The 21749-nt window shown below is 31.2% G+C and carries 18 protein-coding genes and 3 tRNA genes; 13 read left to right on the top strand and 8 right to left on the bottom strand.

Annotated features, from left to right (window positions below):
- Window positions 1-17: 17 nt before the first annotated feature.
- The 3 genes from M2475_RS03890 to M2475_RS03880 all read right to left on the bottom strand — a co-directional run bounded on the left by M2475_RS03890 (window position 18) and on the right by M2475_RS03880 (window position 5419).
- On the bottom strand, window positions 18-725 hold the full coding sequence (locus M2475_RS03890) for a 6-phosphogluconolactonase (protein ID WP_277489695.1): 708 nt from the start codon (window positions 723-725) through the stop codon (window positions 18-20).
- A 109-nt stretch (window positions 726-834) separates the two neighbouring features.
- On the bottom strand, window positions 835-2034 hold the full coding sequence (locus M2475_RS03885; protein ID WP_277489694.1) for a DUF2130 domain-containing protein: 1200 nt from the start codon (window positions 2032-2034) through the stop codon (window positions 835-837).
- 163 nt (window positions 2035-2197) lie between these two features.
- Entirely contained in the window at window positions 2198-5419 is a 3222-nt protein-coding gene (locus tag M2475_RS03880; RefSeq protein WP_277489693.1) for an FtsX-like permease family protein, read from the bottom strand.
- A 279-nt stretch (window positions 5420-5698) separates the two neighbouring features.
- Between M2475_RS03880 and M2475_RS03875 the strand changes: the two genes are divergently transcribed.
- Entirely contained in the window at window positions 5699-6097 is a 399-nt protein-coding gene (locus M2475_RS03875; protein ID WP_277489692.1) for a hypothetical protein, read from the top strand.
- A 21-nt stretch (window positions 6098-6118) separates the two neighbouring features.
- On the opposite strand, the gene M2475_RS03870 is transcribed toward M2475_RS03875, so the two are convergent.
- Together M2475_RS03870 and M2475_RS03865 are read right to left on the bottom strand one after the other, a co-directional pair.
- Window positions 6119-7963, bottom strand: a complete 1845-nt coding sequence (locus tag M2475_RS03870; protein WP_277489691.1) for a HAMP domain-containing sensor histidine kinase — start codon at window positions 7961-7963, stop codon at window positions 6119-6121.
- Window positions 7956-8654 carry a response regulator transcription factor gene (locus M2475_RS03865; protein WP_277489690.1) on the bottom strand — a complete coding sequence of 233 codons (699 nt, stop codon included), beginning with the start codon at window positions 8652-8654 and terminating at the stop codon, window positions 7956-7958. Before M2475_RS03865 ends, M2475_RS03870 begins: the two co-directional genes overlap by 8 nt.
- Window positions 8655-8806: 152 nt before the next feature.
- On the opposite strand from M2475_RS03865, the gene M2475_RS03860 reads away from it, so the two are divergent.
- The 4 genes from M2475_RS03860 to M2475_RS03845 are packed head-to-tail and all read left to right on the top strand — an operon-like array spanning window position 8807 to window position 13228.
- On the top strand, window positions 8807-11266 hold the full coding sequence (locus M2475_RS03860; protein ID WP_277489689.1) for a YfhO family protein: 2460 nt from the start codon (window positions 8807-8809) through the stop codon (window positions 11264-11266).
- A complete protein-coding gene (locus M2475_RS03855) occupies window positions 11259-11654 on the top strand; it encodes a GtrA family protein (protein ID WP_277489688.1) in 396 nt (131 codons plus the stop codon). The genes M2475_RS03860 and M2475_RS03855 overlap by 8 nt, the downstream gene beginning before the upstream one ends.
- Window positions 11647-12582, top strand: a complete 936-nt coding sequence (locus M2475_RS03850; RefSeq protein WP_277489687.1) for a glycosyltransferase family 2 protein — start codon at window positions 11647-11649, stop codon at window positions 12580-12582. The genes M2475_RS03855 and M2475_RS03850 overlap by 8 nt, the downstream gene beginning before the upstream one ends.
- Window positions 12575-13228, top strand: a complete 654-nt coding sequence (locus M2475_RS03845; RefSeq protein ID WP_277489686.1) for a PIG-L family deacetylase — start codon at window positions 12575-12577, stop codon at window positions 13226-13228. The genes M2475_RS03850 and M2475_RS03845 overlap by 8 nt, the downstream gene beginning before the upstream one ends.
- Before the next feature lie 196 nt (window positions 13229-13424).
- Here the strand turns inward: M2475_RS03845 and M2475_RS03840 are convergent, their stop codons facing one another.
- On the bottom strand, window positions 13425-13739 hold the full coding sequence (locus M2475_RS03840; protein WP_277489685.1) for a PTS lactose/cellobiose transporter subunit IIA: 315 nt from the start codon (window positions 13737-13739) through the stop codon (window positions 13425-13427).
- A 172-nt stretch (window positions 13740-13911) separates the two neighbouring features.
- On the opposite strand from M2475_RS03840, the gene M2475_RS03835 reads away from it, so the two are divergent.
- The 6 genes from M2475_RS03835 to M2475_RS03810 all read left to right on the top strand — a co-directional run bounded on the left by M2475_RS03835 (window position 13912) and on the right by M2475_RS03810 (window position 20488).
- Complete coding sequence (locus tag M2475_RS03835) at window positions 13912-15846, top strand: BglG family transcription antiterminator (RefSeq protein ID WP_277489684.1); 1935 nt, start codon at window positions 13912-13914, stop codon at window positions 15844-15846.
- 123 nt (window positions 15847-15969) lie between these two features.
- On the top strand, window positions 15970-17208 hold the full coding sequence (locus M2475_RS03830) for a PTS transporter subunit EIIC (protein ID WP_277489683.1): 1239 nt from the start codon (window positions 15970-15972) through the stop codon (window positions 17206-17208).
- A gap of 11 nt (window positions 17209-17219) precedes the next feature.
- Complete coding sequence (locus M2475_RS03825) at window positions 17220-17537, top strand: PTS sugar transporter subunit IIB (RefSeq protein ID WP_277489682.1); 318 nt, start codon at window positions 17220-17222, stop codon at window positions 17535-17537.
- Window positions 17534-18988 carry a glycoside hydrolase family 1 protein gene (locus M2475_RS03820; RefSeq protein WP_277489681.1) on the top strand — a complete coding sequence of 485 codons (1455 nt, stop codon included), beginning with the start codon at window positions 17534-17536 and terminating at the stop codon, window positions 18986-18988. Before M2475_RS03825 ends, M2475_RS03820 begins: the two co-directional genes overlap by 4 nt.
- Window positions 18981-19691 carry a glucosamine-6-phosphate deaminase gene (locus M2475_RS03815; protein ID WP_277489680.1) on the top strand — a complete coding sequence of 237 codons (711 nt, stop codon included), beginning with the start codon at window positions 18981-18983 and terminating at the stop codon, window positions 19689-19691. Before M2475_RS03820 ends, M2475_RS03815 begins: the two co-directional genes overlap by 8 nt.
- Before the next feature lie 119 nt (window positions 19692-19810).
- Window positions 19811-20488: a class I SAM-dependent methyltransferase gene (locus M2475_RS03810; RefSeq protein WP_277489679.1), complete on the top strand. Its 678-nt coding sequence runs from the start codon at window positions 19811-19813 to the stop codon at window positions 20486-20488.
- Window positions 20489-20553: 65 nt separating this feature from the next.
- Here the strand turns inward: M2475_RS03810 and M2475_RS03805 are convergent.
- A tRNA-Asn gene (locus tag M2475_RS03805) sits at window positions 20554-20629 on the bottom strand.
- Window positions 20630-20677: 48 nt separating this feature from the next.
- The gene (locus M2475_RS03800; RefSeq protein ID WP_277489677.1) at window positions 20678-21445 is read right to left on the bottom strand and encodes an inositol monophosphatase family protein; all 768 of its coding nucleotides are present in this window, start codon (window positions 21443-21445) and stop codon (window positions 20678-20680) included.
- Window positions 21446-21573: 128 nt separating this feature from the next.
- On the opposite strand from M2475_RS03800, the gene M2475_RS03795 reads away from it, so the two are divergent.
- Window positions 21574-21656 (top strand) — tRNA-Leu (locus M2475_RS03795).
- A gap of 5 nt (window positions 21657-21661) precedes the next feature.
- Window positions 21662-21735 (top strand) — tRNA-Cys (locus M2475_RS03790).
- The last annotated feature ends 14 nt before the right edge of the window (window positions 21736-21749 follow it).

The following is a 21749-nucleotide window of genomic DNA, read 5'->3' as shown; positions in this document are numbered from 1 at the left end:
CACAATGTGATATTTTTTTAATTAGTAAACTGTTCTTTATCAATAAGCGTAATGCAATTTTTGTGTAACCATAAAAAACTTGCAGGTAGGTTTGTTGATATTGTTTTTTTCATAAAACCATGATATGCATCTTCTTTTTTATCACCAGATACTAAAAAGAGGATTTTCTTGGCATCAAAGATACCTTTCATGCCAATGGTTAAGCCACCTTCAAGATTCCTTCCATCCGCCATATCATGCGTTTTGGTTTTTGTATCAAGTGCGGCATAATGGCAAGGTAGCGTTAGTTCATCATTTGGTTCATTTAAACCTAGATGACCATTCATTCCTAAACCTAAAATCATGATATCAATAGGATTTTCATCAATTAATTTTTGTATTCTTTGTACTTCTAAATCGATATCCAAAGCATTTGAAACAAAGGAAATGAATTGCTTTGGTTGCATATATAACTTATCTAAGATATTTTCTTGAATGAAAGTTTCACAAGTAAATGATTCTTTTGGATCTACATCATACCATTCATCGAGTTTTGTAAAAGTGACATTTGAGATATCGATACGTTCTTCATTAATTTGTTGAACCATTTGTTCATATAGCTTTTTTGGTGAGCCACCAGTGGCTAAGCAAATGTTTGCATTCATATTATGCTTAATCTCATCAATGATAATTTCAGCACCAATTCTTGATAATTCATCATAGTTTTGTAATTGTAATAATTTCATATTTCTCCCTTCATATTACATTGCATTATAGCAGTAATTTATCTTAAATTTAGTATAGCATTAAAATAAATTGAATTATAAGCGAAACGCAAAGTAGTGATTTTCAATGTTATTTAAGAGAATCAAACTTTTCTTTCATAGTAGGATTCTTACGGACAAGTTTTTTAACAGTTAAATCTTCAGCTTTGTTATTTGCAATTCGCAAATTATTTTCAGAAGATAATAAAGCATCTTTTGTTTTTTGTAAATGCAAGATAGTTTTATCAATTTCTTCAATTGCAGTATTGAATTTACGACTAGCAAGATTATAGTTTTTTGCAAAAGATGTTTTAAATGTATTAAGGTCTTCTTCAAAATTTGTAATATCAATATTTTGTTCTCGCATCAAAGCAACTTCTTGTTTGAATTTCAACGAATTCATAGCAGCATTGCGTAATAGCGTAATGATGGGGATAAAAAATTGAGGTCTAATTACATACATTTTTTCATATTCATAAGACACATCAACAATACCAGTGTTATATAACTCATTATCTGCTTCAAGCATTGATACAAGGATTGCATATTCACATTTCTTTTCGCGACGATCTTTATCTAATTCTTTAAAGAATTGTTCATTTCGTTTCTTTGTTGCTGTTTCATCTCCTTCGTTTTTCATTTCAAACATGATGGAGATAATTTCGGTTCCATGCTCATCGCTCTCACGATAGATATAATCCCCTTTACTTCCAGTTTTTATATCATTATCCTTTCCAAACTCAGCATTTGGAAATGCGGTCATCCGCAAGCGATTGAATTCGATCTCACAGTGCTGTTCTAAACTTTCACCAACCATCTTTGTAGATTGCTTTGCTTTGAAGTCTTTATAGAAAGCAATTGCTTCATCTTTTTGTTTTAATTCAATTTCATATTTTTCTTTTATTGAATTTTTTTCCAGTTCTTTTTCTTTCTCTTGAAGATCAAACTTAGAAGATAATTCTGTGATTTTTCTTTCTTGTTCAGCAATCGTTTCACGCATAATGTTCTCTGCTTTGATAACAGCAATTTCTTTTTCTTGTTTACTTGCATTGATTTTAGATTGTAATTCAGAGATCTCTTTATCCTTTTGGGTAAGTTCCTCTGCCAATGAATTCTTTGTTTTTTCTTTCATTAAAGCCAATTCATTCGCAAATTGTGCATTGGCTTGTTCTAGTTTTTCATGAACTTCACTATTGAATTCTTTTGTGCGGACCTGGTTTAAAATATCAGCATAGCCAGCTTCATCGATAGTAAATGTTTTGCCACAATGTGGACATTTGATTTCATGCATATTATAGTACTCCTTTATCACATGATATGTGATTTCATTAATTCTAGTTATATATGAATTTTAACACGAAACCATATTTCATAAAAGTAACCTTCTTACTTAATTTCTTTAAAAAGGTATGTATAAAAAAGCTTTGTTATCTCTTCGATTATACAAAGCTTTTTTAGTCTACAGATTTTAAAGACTCTAACATATCAATGTGTTTGATCTTTGGTATTAAAAACATATTTACGATGAGTGTAAAAAACATCGTAAGTATTACTGCAAGTGCATAGCTTTCCCAGGATAGAGAGCGGGTTAAGAAAATGCTACTAGGCTCTACGGTTACAACAACTGCTTTATACAAGAAAGAACCTCCAAATAATCCAAGGATACATGCAATTATTGAAATAGCAATTGTTTCTCTGAAGATATAATTATATGTTTCATTATCATAGAAACCTAATACTTTTAGCGTAGCTAACTCTCTTTGTCGCTCTCCAATGTTAATGTTTGTCAGATTATAAATAACTACAAATGCCAAAAGACCAGCAGCGATGATCAATACCCAGATGATTGTATCGATACTTTTGATAGATTTTTCAATATTCCCCATCAAATCTTTTGTAAATGAGATAACACTCACTCCGTTGATTTCATGTAGTTTTGCTTCCACAATGCGCTTATCTATATTGTCATTTAGGATAGAGAAGTAGTAGTTATAAGAAGCAGGCTCATTAAAGATATCCATATATACATCATCTCCAATATATATGTAATTAAATGTATAGTTTTCTGATATATCTGTTATTTCCAGACTATGATATGTATCATCATTCAAGTATTTTATTTCAATTTTATCACCAATATCAAGATTCAAATTAATTGCTAACTTCTCAGTAATTACAACACTATTGGTAGTAAATTGGATACTTTTGTGATTACTAGGATCGTAGAACTTAACAACATTATTAAATTCCTTGCTGTCTTTGGGTGCTACAACACTAATACTTTCAGTAGTATTTGAGTTCTTTTTATCTCTAGCTATTGCTGCTCCACGATAGGCTTCTACAGCTTCATTAAAGTATGATTCGTTACTCATGAATGTCGCTAATTCATTTGATGGCTTATCACTATATCCTACACTTATATCATATTTTAAAATAGTTTGAAATTGTTTGCTGGATATTGACTGGATAGAATTTTTAATTCCAAAAGCAGTTACTACCAATGCAGTACATCCTAAGATTCCAAGTAAAGCCATGACTAATCGCTTTTTATTAAGTCCTAAATTACGAATCGTTACTTTTCTAGTAAAGCTCAGTCGATTCCAAATTAATTTAATGTTTTCTATAAAAACTCGCTTTCCACTCTTTGGCGCTTTAGGTCTCATTAACTCTGATGGAACTTCATCTAAGGAACGTTTGATTGAAAAACCGGTAGTTAAGCCAATTGTTATTACGATGGCTAATACTGATAGTGTAGCAGTATCTAAGAAAAATCTTGTATGTAGAGTAGGAAAGGCAAAAATAATTGCATAAGCATTCCAAATAATATGTGGTAGTAACCAGAATCCTACAAGCACACCAAGTAAACTCCCAATGAAACTGGCAATAATAGCATAGAGCAAATATCGCATTGCAATGGTTCGTTTTGAATATCCCAAAGCTTTAAATGTACCAATTAAAATTCTGTCTTCATCCACCATTCGTGTCATTGTTGTAAGACACACAAGTGCTGCAACAAGAAAGAAAATTACAGGAAATATTGTAGCAAGATCTCGCATTTTTTTGGTTGTATCATAAAAGTTAATAAAAGACTCATTCATGTTGCGATCCAAAACAAACCATTTAGGAGTTCCCATCTTTGAAACGATATCTTCTTGTTCATTTAGTAATACTTCACTATCTTCTAGCTTTGTTATTGTAGCCTTTTTCTGTTCATCAAACTCTGCCCACTTTATCTTCAGTTCATTTTCAGCAGTTTGGATTTGATTTTCAGCCGTTTTTAAACTAATCTCAGCATTGTACAATTCAGCATCTACAAGTTCTTTATTTTGATTATATGTAATTATGCTATTTTGATAATCTATTTTTGCCTGGTTTATTTCACCTTGCTTTTGATTTAGAAGTATTTGTGCAGCTTTTAACTTATCTGAATTATTAGTATAAGCTTGTTCTTCTTGATCAAGTTGTACCCTATAAGCATTTAATTGTTGTTCAAGAAGTGCAGCTTGTTCGGGATTTGTGCTCCATAAAAAATCCTTTATAGCTAAGTAAGCTGCATATTGCTGATTGTAGTCAGTCCATGCAGTATCTAATTTTCTTCGACCTTCCGCTAATAGTAGTTTATTGTTTTGTAGTTCACTTTGCTTTTTAGAAAGTTCTTGCTCTCCTTGCATAATGTTCTTTTCTGCAGCAGATAATTTATTTTCAGCAATTGTAAGTTCACTTTCAGCTAATCCTTTTTTTGTATTATATTCACTTACACCATTTTGATACAAAACTTTTGAAGTTTCAATCTGAGTTTTTGCTGCTTCAAGTTGAAGTTCAGCATCATCCAATTGCTTTTCTGTATCTTTTCTCACTACTGATAATTCTTTATGACCGTCTTTTAAATCCTTTTTTAGTTTTGTATATCGTAAATCCTGGCGTTCTTTAGCCATTATACTTAATTTATCCAATGGCTTTTCACAGGCTTTAAAATACTCATCTTCAAATGTATTCAAGTTCTTAGTGTTATCAAATGTTACCAACAGTTCAGTGTAACTATCAATTATAAAATTATCTTTAGGTACATAAATGACATAGTCGATAGATCCACTCCCAACAGTTGTACTTCCTTGCATGAATGATAAATAGTAGGGAGACTCTGCAATTCCAACAATTTCAAAATCATTTCTATCAAGGGTTGATGAGAAAGCGGTATTTGAAGATTTATCTAATGTTATATTACTCCCTATTTTTATGTTTTTTAATCCTATAGAAGGTTGGATAATAATTGCTTCATTTTGGGCTTTTGGCATTTGCCCATCAATTAATTTAACCTGATTGATCTGTGCATCTTTACGATCAGGAAATCCACTGATTTTAAATGTATAGTCTTTACTTTCCACACTCCCTGTGGAATCAATTGAATATGTTGCCAAAACTTCACGTATACCATGTATGTCTTTAATAGCATTTATATCGCTGTCATCAAATCCATATGTAGATAGAATCTGAGCATCAGCTACATTATATTTATCATAGTATGCGTCACCAGTTAGTTTCATATTTGGAGATGTTGCACTAAGACCCGCAAAAACTCCTGCACCTAAAAAGGATATTAAAACAATCGAAATAAACCGTGTAAAGGTTGTTTTAACGACTCGTAAAGAACTTTTACGAAAAGCTGCTTTGCTCATTAGTGATCCAGCCTTTCTACTGTCTTATAATGTTTGTTAATATCCATTTCCGCTCCTTTTTGTATAAACCTATTTTTTAATATATTTATATTAGATATAAGTATAGTTTACAAAATTTAAGAATAGTGTGCAAATTTCTATATGCAGATATAATTATAAAAAATATATCAGTGTAGTGACGAGCCAACAATTAATTTATATAATATTAATAAATTATAAAACCTTTTCGAAGTTGGGTGCGTCATAATATATAGAGGGGACATAAAAGGAGGAAATATTATGAAAAGAAAATATATGTTATTATCGCTATTATTTTTATTTGCTGGATGTAGTTTTACCCAAGGAGAAAAAGCATCAATTGTTTTAAAATTAAATGAAAGTCAAAAAAACATTTCATTGAAGGAAGATGATGCACAAAAGGTTTTTCAAATTATTGATGCTGCTACTTATGATGAAGATCAACATCATCCAAAGAAAAATCCAAAAGGGTATCGTGCTACTACATTAGAACCTGTATATGAGTTATTTATTGAATATAATAATGAAGAAATTCATGTCATCTTATGGGAAAGTGGAGATCAAATTAAGGTGAAGAAAAAGGATGATGATCAATTATACTGGTATCAGTTACAAAGTAGTGAGGAGTTGTATTCTATAATAAATACCTATACAAAATAAGAAACATCTTTAGGATGTTTCTTATACGATCATTGGTAATTCAATAAGAATTAGAAAGTGTTGTTCCGTATTCTTTATTTTAATGGTACCATTATGCAGTTTAATGATGCGATCAACACTTTTTAATCCAATGTGGTTGCTTTCGATATCATCGATATCTTTTCGTTTAGAGTTTTCGACCAAAAGGCAGTAATGGCCTTTTTTTATTTCACTGATGATGGTAATTGGAGAAGTGATATCTGCATATTTTTGTAAGTTAGAGAAGATATTATCCATTGCTCTTTTCATCAAAGTCATATTTAAGCGAAGTAATCCACTTCTTTCTAGTTCCATTTTAATTTTATAGTCTTGATACTTTAATAGGTTCACACTCTCTTCGATATAGTTTATCCATTCTTCACAGCTTTGTAATGTTAAATTAGCATTTTCGTCTTGTCCATATACTAAGAAGTATTCAAACATTTGATCCGATAGGGAACGAATTTGTTCTACTTTTTCAGCAGCTTTATCTAAATACACTTGGCTTTGCTTAGGGTCTCCTTTTTGTAAGCGAAGAATGTCTAAGTATCCCATAAGCGATGTAAGGGGTGTTCTTAAATCGTGTGACATGGAAGTGATTAACTTCTTATTTGCATCTTGCATTCGATTTTCGCTTTCCATTGTTTCGTAGAATGAAATTCGCATTTCATTTAGATTTTTTCCTAATTCACCAATTTCATCTCCACCTAAAATGCTGATTTCATGTGTTAAATTTCCAGCAGCAAGAATATCGACATCCTCTTGTAGTTTTAAAATCATTTTCACTTTGTTTTGAATAAACCAAATTAGGGTTATTGCATAAAGTGAGATAGCAATAAAAATAATTGTATATAAATAAGAAGGTGCATAAGGTGCTACAGGCGAGGTTGAAATGAAGGCAAAGATCTTTTTGTTTTTAAATTTTATGGTGTGAGTGGAACTGTTAGCAGAAGAAATTGCTGATACATCATATAAATTATTACTTGAATATAATTCATATGAATAAAATGTAGATAGGTACATTTCTGGTTTTTTTTCATCCATAAGAGTTACAGTTGTATGTGAATCAAAACTATTGTTTAAAGAATTATTGATTTTATTGTAAGTTTTTTCGTTGATATTAACATCTTTAAACATATCTTGTAATTCATCTGCAATCTTCATATTAGTATTTTCAGCGACATTATCTCTTATAAAAGAGAAGTAAGCATAACGATTGTTATACATAAATAAATATGCGGAAATGGCAATTGCTACGGCAAGTAAATTCACTCCAATAAGTTCTACTGATAAGCGTTTTCCAAATCTTGTATTTTGTAATTTTTGGGTTGCTTTGTTGATGAGTTGTTTTTTATCAATGTAGTTAAATAAAAAATAGCATATGATAAAAATAAGAATGCTTATAATGAAATCAACAATTACATAAATTGAAAAATAAGATTTAAAAGTAGGATATATTTCAATATAAGCATCTCCATTTTTAAAATGTAATAGTTCAAATTGTCCTTGAGATAATTTATTGTTATAAATCATAGATTCAAATTTTGTTATTGGAATCGCTATTTCATCATTATCACTTCTCATTAATACTTGGTAATTGTAATTTTCTAATTCACTTTGTAAAATACTGAGTATTTTATCGTTGTTATCTACATTGAGATTAATCTCATAAAGCTTTTGATTAAGTCTTTTTATTTTAACTTCATCTACTATTGAAGAATTCTCATCACTTTCACTCAATTGTAAAACATCAAAGCGAAAAGCATAAATAGTAAAAAAACTAATTATGCTAGTAAGGAAAGCTAAGTATATTTTTAGGAAGGTGCGACCTCTTTTTTTATTATTCAAAGCGATACCCCTTTCCCCATATAGTTTTTATAATCTTAGGATTTTGAGGATCCTTTTCAATTTTTTTACGTAAGTTACGCATATGGACCATTACAGTATTATTTGCAGTATAGTAGTAATCTTCATTCCAAATGGTTTCATATAGTTTTTCTAATGAAAAGATTTGTTGGCGATGAGTTGCCAATAAATGAAGAATTTGATATTCGATATCAGTTAGTTCAATTTCTGTGTTATCAATAAAAACTTTCTCATTTATTTCATCGATGGTTAGAGAAGTAAATTTTAGAATACTCTTTTCTTCTTGTAACGCCTCTTTTCCCTTATATATATGATAGCGACGGAGCATTGCTTTTACTCTAGCAGTAAGCTCATTGTAAGAGAATGGTTTTGTCAGGTAGTCATCTGCACCAGAAGAGAATCCCAATGTTTTATCGCTTTCAGCACCTTTGGCACTGAGAAATAAAACTGGAGCATGACTTTTTTTACGAATTCCAATACATGCTTGATATCCATTTACTTTTGGCATCATAATATCCAAAATGAATAGATCAATATCTTCATTCGCTTTTTCGATTGCTTCTTCTCCGTTTTTAGCTTCGATTACTTCATAGCCTTCACTACTAAGAAGAACAGAAATGACTTCTCTTATTTCGCTATTATCATCGGCAATTAAGATTTTTGTTTTTTCCACAGATACCTCTCATCTCTATTTAAATCTACATAAATTATACAATAAGATAAGGGGTTATGGATAATATTAAGAAAAACTTAAGATTTCTTAAGGTTTCCTTTATGCGGGACTTAAGAAATCTATGACAAAATAATATCGTACGGAGGAGAACGATGAAAGATAAGAAAAATATATATCCATATTTATTCATTAGTGGAATTGCAATCTTGATGATTATATTATATGTCCCTAATGGTTATATGTTTGGTTCCAATACCGATTGGTTATCACAACATGTGCAAATAGCTGATACACTTCGTACAACGATGTATGAACAAGGTTTATTTCCTAACTTTGTGGATGCACTTGGTGGAGGACAAAATGTATATGCATTTTCATATTATGGTTTATTTCGTCCAGATGTCTTAATTTCATTGCTATTACCAATGGTAGCTATGAAGGATGTAATAATTGTATATATGATGATTTCTTTTATTGTTAGTCTAAATCTTTTGTATTATTGGTTAAAGCAGAAAGATATCGATACAGTGATAGCGTTTCTATGTACGATGTTGTTTGCTTTTTCATCTTTCTTCTTTCATTTACATAGACAAATTATGTTTGTGAATTATATGCCATATCTTATTTTATCATTTATTTTTATTGATCGAATATTCAATGGAAAATCAAAACTTCCTTTCATAATTAGTATTGTCTTAATTATTTTACATAGCTTTTTCTTCAGTGTTAGTTGTAGTTTTGTACTCATGATTTATATCTTTTATAACATGAAACTACGACATATAAAACTTTTATCAAAGCAAGGAAAAAAATTAATCTTAAACTTTGTATTTATCTTCCTTGTAGCCTTTATGATATGTGGAATTTTATTGTTGCCAACGGCCTATGTTTTATTGGCAGGAGCACGAGGAGGAAGTAATGGATTTGATATGCGACTCTTGCTTCCCAATATCCAACTTAAAAATTTTCTTTACTATAAATATGGAATGGGTTTGAGTCTGATATCATGGATTGCTTTAAGTTTTGGGTTACGTGATAAAAAGATAAGAGGTTTATCCATAAGCTTACTTATATGTATGTTGTTTGGCCTTATCTGTTATGTATTAAATGGAACGTTATATATAAGAGAAAAAGTGTTTATTCCTTTCATTCCCCTTGTTTTATATGTTACAGCATATGTGCTGCAACATATAAAGAGGGATGGCAAAACATGGATGTATCCAGCTCTTGGAATCGCGCTTCTTCCTTTGCTTAATTTCCGTTTTCTGGTGGTATGGATAGTCGAACTTGTGCTTATTTATATCACAATCATCTTGTATATGAAGACAAAGAAAAGAATGGTATACTTGTTGATTTTACTTGTTCCCTTCGTGAATAGTTATTGGAACAATCATTCAGAAAATTATGTTTCAAAGCAAAAGTATGATGAAGTCATGATGATAAAAGCGGATGAAAAGTTAAAAGATCTACATCTAAATCAAAATTATCGATTTGATGATGTTCGCTATCAACTCAATAATGTAAATCTTGCATTGTCGGGTATGAAACGAACTACGATGTATACATCAATGAACAATCAAGCTTATAATACATTCTTTTATGATATTGCAAAGAATGCAATTCCCACAAAAAATCGAGTCATAACATCCTTGCAACAAAACATTGTGTTTCAAGAGAAGATGGGAGTTCGTTATCTTTATACAAATAAGAAGTATATTCCAAAGGGATATGAAGTTGTATATGAAAATGATGGAGTTAAACTTCTAGAAAATAAAAATGTATTGCCAATCGCATATGCTACGGATGCACTGTATAGTGAAGAAGCATTTGATAAGCTTTCACTACCTTATACCTTAGATGTATTGTACAATCGGACAATTGTTAAGGGAGGAGATAGTAAGTATGAATTTGGTGTTAAGCAAGCTAATCTTACCACCAATGTTTTAGAGAAAAGTGATTGTTTAGAATATTTCAGAGAAGATGGGACTATCTATATTGATAGTAAAAAGAAAAGTAAATTAAAACTTGGTATCAATCACGATTTACATGAGCAAATATTAATCATTACGTTTGATGTGAAGAATATAAGTAATATTAAAAGTAAGGACTTATCTATATCGATCAATGGTGTAAATAATAAGTTATCTAGTAAAAAGGCAGCTTATCCAAATGGTAATACAAACTTTACATATGTATTATCATCAGAAGAGGAATTGGATAGTTTAAATATAACGTTAGGGAAAGGGACGTATGAATTACAAAATATACAGACCTATACATTGCCTTACCACCCAGAAAAACAAGTGATTACACCTTTGCAAACGACTTCGACTAATCATGTTTTAGAAGGCGATATTAGAGTTGATAAGGATTGTTACTTTGTAACATCACTCCCTATTCAAAAAGGATATGAAGTATATGTAGATGGTCAAAAAAAGCCTGTTGAAACGGTCAACAAAGCATTTGTAGGGTTTGCATTAGAGAAAGGAACCCATGAGATTAAAATAACGTTTGTTCCACCAGGAAAAACATTAGGGGCATTTATATCAATTATTGGATTATGTGGATTTATCATAATCTATATCTTAGAAAGAAGGTATCAACATGAGTAAAAAAGTAAAAGAATTATTAAAGTATGGAATCAATGGCGTTCTAACAACCCTAGTTAATTATCTTGTGTTTTATCTGTTGTATAAAATACATGTAAATTATTTAGTGGCGAATACAGTTGCTTGGATGGTTGCCGTGATAACTGCATACTTCACCAATCGTTTGTGGGTGTTTGGTTCATCTGAAAAAGTAGTAAAAGAATTTTTATCTTTTGCATCTTTACGATTACTTACATTGCTTATTGAGAATATCTTGTTGTTTATCTTTATTCAGTTATTCTATGCAAACCCAATTATTGCAAAATGTAGTATTAGTGTAATAACTATTCTTGGTAATTATATGATTTGTCGTAATAAAATATTTTTGAAAGGAGAAAATACATATGGATAAAATCAGTGTTATTATACCTTGTTATAATGAGGAAGAATCGTTACCAATGTTCTATCAAGAGACGGTAAAAGAATTAAATAAAATTGATAATGTGAGTTATGAATTGCTTTTTATTGATGATGGAAGTAGTGATTGCACAATTCAAATATTAAAGTCATTATCAATGAAGGATAAGGATTGTCATTATCATTCTTTTTCAAGAAACTTTGGTAAAGAAGCAGCGATGTTTGCTGGATTACAAAAAGTAACAGGCGACTATTGTGTCATCATGGATGCTGACCTTCAACATCCACCGACCTTATTAGCAGATATGTATCATGCTTTGAAAGTAGAGAAGTACGATTGTTGTGCAGGAAAAAGATTGGATCGTAGAGGCGAAGGAGCATTGCGTAACTTTCTATCAAGAACTTTTTATAAGCTTATTCGCAGTCTTTCCAATATGGATATGAATGATGGAAGTGGAGATTTTAGAATGATGACACGGCAAGTAGTAGATGCTATTTTGGAAATGAAAGAATATAATCGCTATATGAAAGGTATTTTCTCTTTTGTTGGTTTTGATACAAAGTGGGTAACCTTCAACAATGCAGATCGTGTTGCTGGTGAAACAAAATGGAATTTAAAATCTCTGTTTGCGTATGCTTTTGAAGGAATTATTTCCTTCTCTACAAAGCCTTTAAAACTTGCAGGTATTATTGGAATCCTCTTACTTTTCATTGCTGGCTTTTTGGGTGTTGTTATGATTGCCCAATTGCTTATGCAAAATGGTATAAAAGATTTTCTTATCTTATTAGAGATTATTCTAGTATTGAGTAGTTTGCAAATGATTTTTATATCCATTCTAGGACAATATTTATCAAAAGATTATTTAGAAAATAAGAAGCGTCCTATTTATATAATTAAAGAAAGTGATCAAAATCATGCGTAAATCAATAGCGCTTTTAAGTAGTCTATTGTTTGTAGCTATCCTATTTGGATGCGAAGTGATGAAACATGAAGCCAGTAGTAATCAAAATAAAACAAGGCTCATGATTGTGGCACACCCCGATGATGAAGTTCTCTTTGGTGGTAATGAACTTATCAACCATGAGTATTATATTGTCTGTCTTACCAATGGTGATAATGAGCTTCGAGAAGCAGAATTTCAAAACATGTTGGATAAAACAAAAAACACAGGAGTTATCTTATCCTATCCAGATAAAGTAAAAGGAGAGCGAAGCAATTGGTCAAAGGAACAGGAAGTGATCTCTAAAGAAGTAGAAAAAATTATTATCACTGGCGATTGGGATAGAATTGTAACGCATAATCCACAAGGTGAATATGGGCACATCCAACATAAAAAAACGAATGAAATCGTAACAAACGTAGTAAAAGAGTTACATAAAGAAGATACATTATATTATTTTGGTGAATACTTTAAAAAGGATGATATTGCTTTCAAACAAAAAAAGTTAAATAAACAAGAAGCAAATCAAAAACGCGAAGTATTAGCTGTATATGAATCACAGAAAAAGACATTATCAAAATTAGATCATATTGTTGAATATGAGGAACTAGTGCCATATTTAAAATAGCATAAAAAAGTTACTAATAAATTTAGTGACTTTTTTTATGGAATTCAATATGTAATTAAATTAAGAATAAAGTGAAAAAAGAGATTTGTAAATTTAAGGGTGATTGAATCTTCATTTATATTGTACAGAATTAGAAATACGAAACTCTATAATAAAAAACATACCACTTAGATAACTATGTGGTATGTTTGAGATTTTATTTCAAGGCAATTGCTTTATAAACATCAATGAATTCAACTGCTAATATTTTAAAAGACTCCGCACTCATCAATTGATCTTCAGCATGAACCAATAGCAAAGATATAATCGTACTTTCTCCTGCCGCTTCTTTTTGGACTAGTTTTGCATGTGCATGATGACCTTTAACAAATACACTGTTCCCTTCTTCAATCATCTCCCTAGCTTTCTCCATATCCCCTTGCTTTGCTTCTTGAATGGCATTGATATATATACTTCTTGCACTTCCTACATTTGATATTATTTCAAAACAAATTTGTTCTAAGTTTTCCATGTTGGTTCCTCGCTTTCTGATAACAATATAGTCTTCCTTTGTATATTCAAATTATAGTGCAGATAGATAAAATGATTAAGTTAGAAAAAGTCTATAGTGATAAAGACTTTTTTTAGATACGCTTCCTCTAGAGTTCAGTATATAATATAGATAATACAAATGAGGAGGAATTATGATGGTATTCAGTTCAAGATTTATTGAAATAATTCAGCTGCTTTATGAATATCAAGACTATAGTTCTGCAAATGAATTGGCTACTCAGCTGGGGATTAGTGCGAAGACAGTATCTAGAACGATTAATATGTATGAACAAGACCAAAAAGAAATAAGAAAAAGTGGTTTTCATATTGAAGCAAAACAAGGATATGGCTACTTGTTAGTAATTGATGATGAGCATCAATTTGATGAGTTTAAAAACCATCAATTTAAAGTGTTATTCCGCATTAATAATGATGAAAAACAAACACGAGAGATTGCTATAATTCAAATATTGTTAGGGTTAGATGACCAATTTATAATGATTTCAGATATCGCTGATCAGCTTTATGTAAGTGATGCAACCATCTCATCAGATTTAAAGAATGTTAGACATTTAGTTCAAAGGTTTGGATTGGAGATAGAAAATAAAACGTCAAAAGGTATTCGGATAGCAGGAAGTGAAATGAGTTTGCGTTTATGCTATTCAAAATATATGATGAATCAAGATAAGACGTCTATGTTGAAAGATTTTGAATATACAGAAGAAGAATATCGTCATGCTGAAACGATTATATTAAACACTTTACAAACTTATCAAGTACAAATGTCAGATGCAAGCAGAGAACATTTGGTAAATCATATTCTAATATCTGTACATCGAATGGAAAAAGGTTATTTTATAACGTTTGATGAAGAAGAAGTAAAGGTTATTATGGATACGAGAGAATATAGTATTGCGAAATCAATCGTAACCCAATTGAAAGAGTTTTTTGTTATTTTGGATGCAGAAGAAGAGATTATCTATATTGCAATTCAGTTATTGGGGAAACGTTCGCTATCGGGTAAGAATCAACAATATCAACTAGCGAAGGATATTGAAGAAATTCTTGGTGAAATATTTGATGAAATTAATACGAAATTAGCAATTGATTTAAAATCGGATGTAGAAGTGTTTAATTATCTAGCAATGCACTTTGAACCGATGTTAACTAGATTAAAATATGGAATAAAATCAAACAATCCTTTTGTTGATGAAGTAAAAAGCCAACAAGCTACTTCCTTTGAAATGGGATTAATTGCTAAAAAAATCATATTAGATAATTATAATTATAACTTAGATGATAATGAAGTAAGTTATTTGGCAATGTATTTTTCTTTAGCACTAGATCGCTTGAAATATATTCAAAAACCCAAAAATATTTTGGTTGTTTGTGGGTTGGGTGTATGTAGTTCAAGAATTTTAGTTTATAAGCTAAGACAACAATACGGGGATTATATTAATGATATTTTAACTTGTCAGATCCATGAATTGCGTACGATTTCAATGAAGCATTTTGATTGTGTTATATCGACGATTAATAAGCCGATAGCTACGAATTTACCAGTTATTTATATCGATGATTTTTTAAGTGATTTAAAAGATAAAGAGTTGGATGCCTTCTTCTTAAATAATAAGATGGATATGTTTCATATAGAAGATTATTTGAAAAAGGATTTGTTTTTCTATGCAGATCCTATGAATAATGAAGAAGAAGCAATTGAATTTATTATAAATAAATTGAAAGAGAAGATGACAATCCCTCCAGAGTTAAAAACAAATATTTTGGAAAGGGAAAAACTTTCATCTACTGCATTTGGGAATTATAGTGCCATTCCTCATCCGGTAAAAATGTGTACAGAGGAAACTATTTTTGCGGTATTGATGTTAAGCAAGTCTATGATATGGGGAAAGAAAAAAGTGAAATGTATCTTTTTCTTGTCACCTAGTAAAAAATCACCTGGTGACTTACGACATTTTAATGAGGCGTTAGCAAAGTTTATTTTAAATCCTAAATTGTTTGCTAGGTTTTCAAAAAGTACGGACTTTGAAACATTACATGCAATTTTTTCTGAAATCAATAATATATGATGTCTATAGTGATACAGACTTTTTATACCTTAAGGATTGATAATATCTTGCTTATACTAAAGGTGTAGAAATGTAGCTACCAGATTCTATAAACATTACTATTTAAAAAGAGGAGGAAATATAATGAAGAAGTTTTCAGAGTTTTTGCAAAATAAATTAGTTCCAATTACGAATAAATTTGCACAATTACCATTTATGATTGTGTTACGTAATTCAGTAATGACAATTGTTCCATTGATGATTGTTGGGGCAATTGGTACATTTATGACCAATATTCCATTTGAGGGAATTGCGAAAGTGGTAGAGCCAGCAGCTCCGTTCTTTAGTTCACTAGCAACAGTAACAGCAAATATATCAGGATTGGTTGTAGCGATTGCGATTGGTTATTTTGGGGCGAAGCATTATAAGTTAGATTCTATTTTTGGGATTACAACTTCAGTTGCATCATTCTTTGCAGCAACGCTTACACCAGATTTGGTTATTGATACATCAACTTTTGGGGCATCAGGAATGTTTACAGCAATGATCGTAGGGTTCTTTAGTGTCTATATTATTCATCTATGTAAGAAATATCACATTGAGATTAAGATGCCAGATGGTGTACCACCAATGGTAGCAGGGTCATTCTCAGTAATTATCGCTTTGGCAATTTCAGTATCTTTGGTGTTGTTAGTTAGAATTGGTTTGGATTTTGATATCAATGCAGCTATTACAGAATTGTTCTCACCAATTGCAAATGGATTAAATACTCTTCCAGGATATTTGCTATATTCTTTATTAGCGTGTTTATTATTTATTTGTGGAATCAACCCAGCTGTTATTATTGGATTTTTAATTCCTGTTATGGCAATGAATGGTGAAGCAAATGCAGCAGCAGTAGCAGCAGGAACACAACCAGAAGGGTTTGTTACTTGGGGAATGTATACAATCATGTGTTGTGGAGGAACTGGATCAACGATAGGGTTAACAATCTTGGCCTTGTTCTCAAAAGCAAAAGTTCATAAGACACTTGGTAAAATTAGTATCTTCCCAGGAGCTTTCAATATTAATGAACCTATCATTTATGGATTCCCAATTATGTTTAATCCAATTATGATTATTCCCTTTATTTTAGTTCCAGTAATTAATATTACGTCAACATGGTTGTTGATGTCAGCAAATATCATCGGTAGACCATTTGTGGAAATACCTTGGAGTACGCCACCAATCTTTAATGGTTTCTTGATGTCAGGTGGAGATCTTAGAACTGCTGTTTGGACAGGAGTACTAGTATTGATTTCCGTAGCGTGTTATTATCCATTCTTTAAAATTGCTGAAAAACAAGAGTTATTGAATGAACAAGAAGAAGCAACAGCAGAATAGAGGTGAAAGATATGAAAAAAATCATGTTGGTATGTGCAGCAGGAATGTCTACCAGTTTAATGGTAAACAAGATGCAAAAGGCTGCCGATAATAAAGATGAAGAAATTGAAGTTTTTGCAGCTCCAGAAGCAGAAGCGCAATCTTTAATTGAACAAGTAGACGTCATCATGTTAGGGCCACAAGTTTCTTATATTAAAAAGAATTTTGAAGAAGCAGCAAAGCCATATAATATTCCTGTTACCATTATTGAAGCTACTGATTATGGTAGGATGAATGGTGAAAAAGTTTTAAATATAGGATTAAAACTTATCGAGGAATCTAAATCATGAGTAAAGTACAATTTCCAGATCATTTTTTATGGGGTGGAGCAACAGCAGCGAATCAAATAGAAGGAGCGTATGCAGAAGATGGTAAAGGGTTATCAACTTCTGACTTAGTTCCTTATGTGAAACCAGATGCTAAAAATCCAGGGTTACATTTAGATGTATCTTATGATCGATTGATGAAAGCGATGGAAGATTGTGATGGGAATTATCCTAAACGTAGAGGGATTGATTTTTATCATCGATATAAAGAAGATCTTACCTTGTTTTCAAAAATGAATATGAATGCATTTCGTTTCTCAATCGCTTGGACGAGAATCTTTCCTAATGGTGATGATAAAGAGCCAAATGAAAAAGGATTAGAGTATTATGATAATCTAATTGATGAATGTCTACAATTAGGAATGGAACCAGTAGTGACTATTTCGCATTATGAGATGCCAATCCATTTGAGTTTAAAACAAAATGGTTGGGAATCTAGAGCTACGATTGAAGATTTTATGAGGTTTGCGAAAGTTGTTTTGAAAAGATACCATAAAAAAGTTAAATATTGGATTGTCTTTAATGAAATTAATATGATGTTGACAAGTCCATATACAGGTGGTGGAATCTTAGTAGAGAAAGTAAAAACAAATATTGAAACAGCGAAGTATCAAGCAACACATCATCAATTTGTTGCAACCGCATTGACGAAAGCATATGCAAAGCAATTGGACGAAAATTTGATGATTGGTTGTATGATTGCAAGGTTGGAAACGTATCCAGATACTTGTAATCCAAAAGATGTTAGATTAGCACAAGAAGAGAATCAAAAGAATTTGTTTTATACAGATGTTTTAATGAGAGGTTATTATCCAAGTTATATGAAGCGTTTCTTTGAAAAGGCTGATGTACATGTAGAGATAACGGCAGAGGATAAAACCGTATTGCTTGAAAATACATGTGATTTCTTATCGTTTAGTTATTACATGACGTATTTGGCATCGATAGAAGAAGGAGAACAAGTATCAGGTAATTTAATTGGATCAAAGAAAAACCCTTATTTACAAGTGAGTGAATGGAAGTGGCCAATTGATCCAGAAGGGTTGCGAATCACACTTAATAATTTATATGATAGATATCAAAAGCCTGTATTGATATCTGAAAATGGATTAGGTGCTGTTGATGAACTTACAGAAGATAATAAAGTACATGATAAATATCGTATTGATTATACAAAAGAACATCTAAAAGCGGTTCACGAAGCGATTTTAGATGGTGTCGATGTCATGGGATATTTATATTGGGGAATCATTGACTTGGTTAGTTGTGGTACTTCAGAAATGAAGAAGCGCTATGGGTTTGTATATGTAGATCAAGATGATGAAGGTAATGGTTCTTTAAAACGATATAAAAAAGATAGTTTTGATTGGTATAGTAAAGTTATAGAAACTAAAGGAGGAAGTTTAAATGAATAAAATTATTGTAGATACATATGAAGAATTAAGTGAAATGACAGCTTCAATTTTACTTACAGAAATGACAAAGGATAAACGTTCAAACCTTTCTATTACAGCAGGAGCTAGTCCAAAAGGGGTATATGAAAAACTTGCAGTTTGGTATAAGAAATATAAGAATGAGTTTCAAAATACATATTTTTATAATTTTGATGAAATTGAAGATGGAAGTGGAAAACCAGGTGTTACTATTTCAGCGTTATATGAACAATTTTATAAACCAGCAGGAGTAGAAGAAAAAAATATTAAGAAATTATCTTATGCAAATTATGATACATATGATCAAGAAATTAAAGATGATGGTGGAATTGATGTCATGATGATTGGTTTAGGGGGAGATGGACACTTCTGTGGAAATATGCCTGTAGGAACTGATTTTACACAAGAGACATATAAGATGTATGTGAAAAAAGAATATCCTTGGTATGGATTATTTGAAGAAATGTTCCCTAATGGGAACATTCCTGAATATTTTGTAACTATGGGATTAAAAAGCTTGATGAAAGTAAAACATCTTGTATTAATTGTTAATGGTGCATCAAAAGCAGAAGCAGTAAAGAAATTGTTCACATTAGAACCAACGAATGAATTTCCTGCAACAGCATTATTACAACACCCAAACTTTACAATTATTTTAGATAAAGAAGCAGCATCGTTATTATAAAAATAAAAGCCTCTATGAAGAGGTTTTTATTTGCGAGATGATACAAAAGCAAATACATGTTATTTTATAGAAAATCAATTATAATAGATTTAACAAATACTTAGATTGGAGTGATGGCAATGTATCATGAATATGCGAAATATTTTGATAAAATATTTCCAGCAAAAGATCAAATCGTAGCTTTTTTAGAAAAGCATTTAGATGGTAAACGAATTTTAGATGTTGGTTGTGGAAGTGGTGAGTATACAATCGCGTTACATGATAAAGGGTATAGTGTGACAGGGATAGATTTGGACACAGAGATGATTGCGTATGCGAAAAAGAAAGCTTCTGCAATTTATTTTAAAGTCGAAAACATGTTGGATATGGATGATGAAATATATGATAGTTTATATTGTATTGGAAATACATTGGTACATCTTCCAACTAAAAAAGATATTCAAACTTTTTTGAATTCTTGTTATAAGAAAATAGAAGATGGAAATATTGTACTTCAAATAATAAACTATGATCGTATCCTAGAGGAACATATCACTTCATTACCAACGATTGAAAATGAAGAAGTTACGTTTGTTAGAAACTATTCTCACAAAGAAGATAAAATTGTATTTTCTACCATTTTAAAAACCAAAGATAAAAGCTATGAAAATGCTGTTGAATTAATTCCTTTATGCAAAGATGAACTTGTAGAGATGTTGAAAGAAGCAGGATTTAAAACAATAAATAGTTATAAGGGATTCTCTGATGCTCCTTATGAAAAAGATAGTTATGCATTGGTTATAGTTGCATCAAAATAAAATATTGCTTTATAAGTGTACAAACAAAAAAACATCATATTTAATATGATGTTTTTGCTTTCTAATGGCGCCTGAAGCAGGACTTGAACCTGCGACCTGCCGGTTAACAGCCGGATGCTCTACCAACTGAGCTATTCAGGCAAACGCTATATTATAATAGCATATCCACAAGGTTGTGGCAACCCCTTTTCACCTTTTTGTTAAAGATTTCAAGGTAGAAAAATTATTCTTATTTCCGGCAATCAAACCAATTGATTTTCCATACCCCCAAACGTCTGGCTCAATGGCTTCAATAATGCCATTTGCTTCCTTTAAAATGACAGTAGAGGCACTATAATCCCAAGGGGCAACATTGGCCTCAAAGTAAGCGTCAAAGCGCCCACAGGCTACATAACAGATGTCTAAGACAGCACTGCCTGTACGTCTAATGTCACGACCATGTAAAAATAGTTGTTTTAATGTATCAAATGTATAATCAGCTTCTGATTTTTTGTAAGGAGATGAACCAACAACAATTAATGAATTTGATAAATCATTGCTATTTACTTGTAATTGTTTATTATTAAGATAAGCTCCTTCACCTTTGATTGCATAGAAGGTTTCATCTAGGTAAGGGTTGTATACAACACCAGCAACTCCTTCTAATTTATTTAGTAAGGCAATAGAAATACAACTATATTTACAATCGTATGCATAATTAGTAGTTGCATCAATTGGATCTACAACCCAAACATAACTATCATCATAATTATTAAATTCATTTTCTTCAGCAATTACTTTTGCTTCTGGTAAGATTTCAGAAAGTCTTTTCAAGATCATTTCTTGCACTTCTAAATCCATTGTTGTAACAATATTAGCAGCCCCTGACTTTTCCATTACTTTAAACGCTCTGTTATCTTTTATATACTTACCTGCCTCTTGGGCAATCTTAATCATTTCATCTAATATTTGCTTCATTATTTTCGCTCCTATCTATATAAGAATACCGTAAGAAATGGTAAAAGAAAAGGTCAAAATATTTTTTTGTTTTATCCCATATAAAATATTGCATTTTGTTTGGATTATGCTATAATTAAATGGCACTTGCGCGTGTGGCGAAATTGGCAGACGCACCAGACTTAGGATCTGGCGGGCAACCGTGGGGGTTCGAGTCCCTTCACGCGCACCATTTTTGGTTCCTTAGCCAAGTGGTAAGGCAATAGACTGCAACTCTGTGATCACCAGTTCGAATCTGGTAGGAACCTCCAGTTTTAAATAGTAA

Origin of the sequence: Breznakia sp. PF5-3, from assembly GCF_029504745.1 — a bacterium.
Taxonomy (GTDB): Bacteria; Bacillota_I; Bacilli_A; order Erysipelotrichales; family Erysipelotrichaceae; genus Breznakia.
This window is presented reverse-complemented; position numbering and strand designations above follow the sequence as displayed.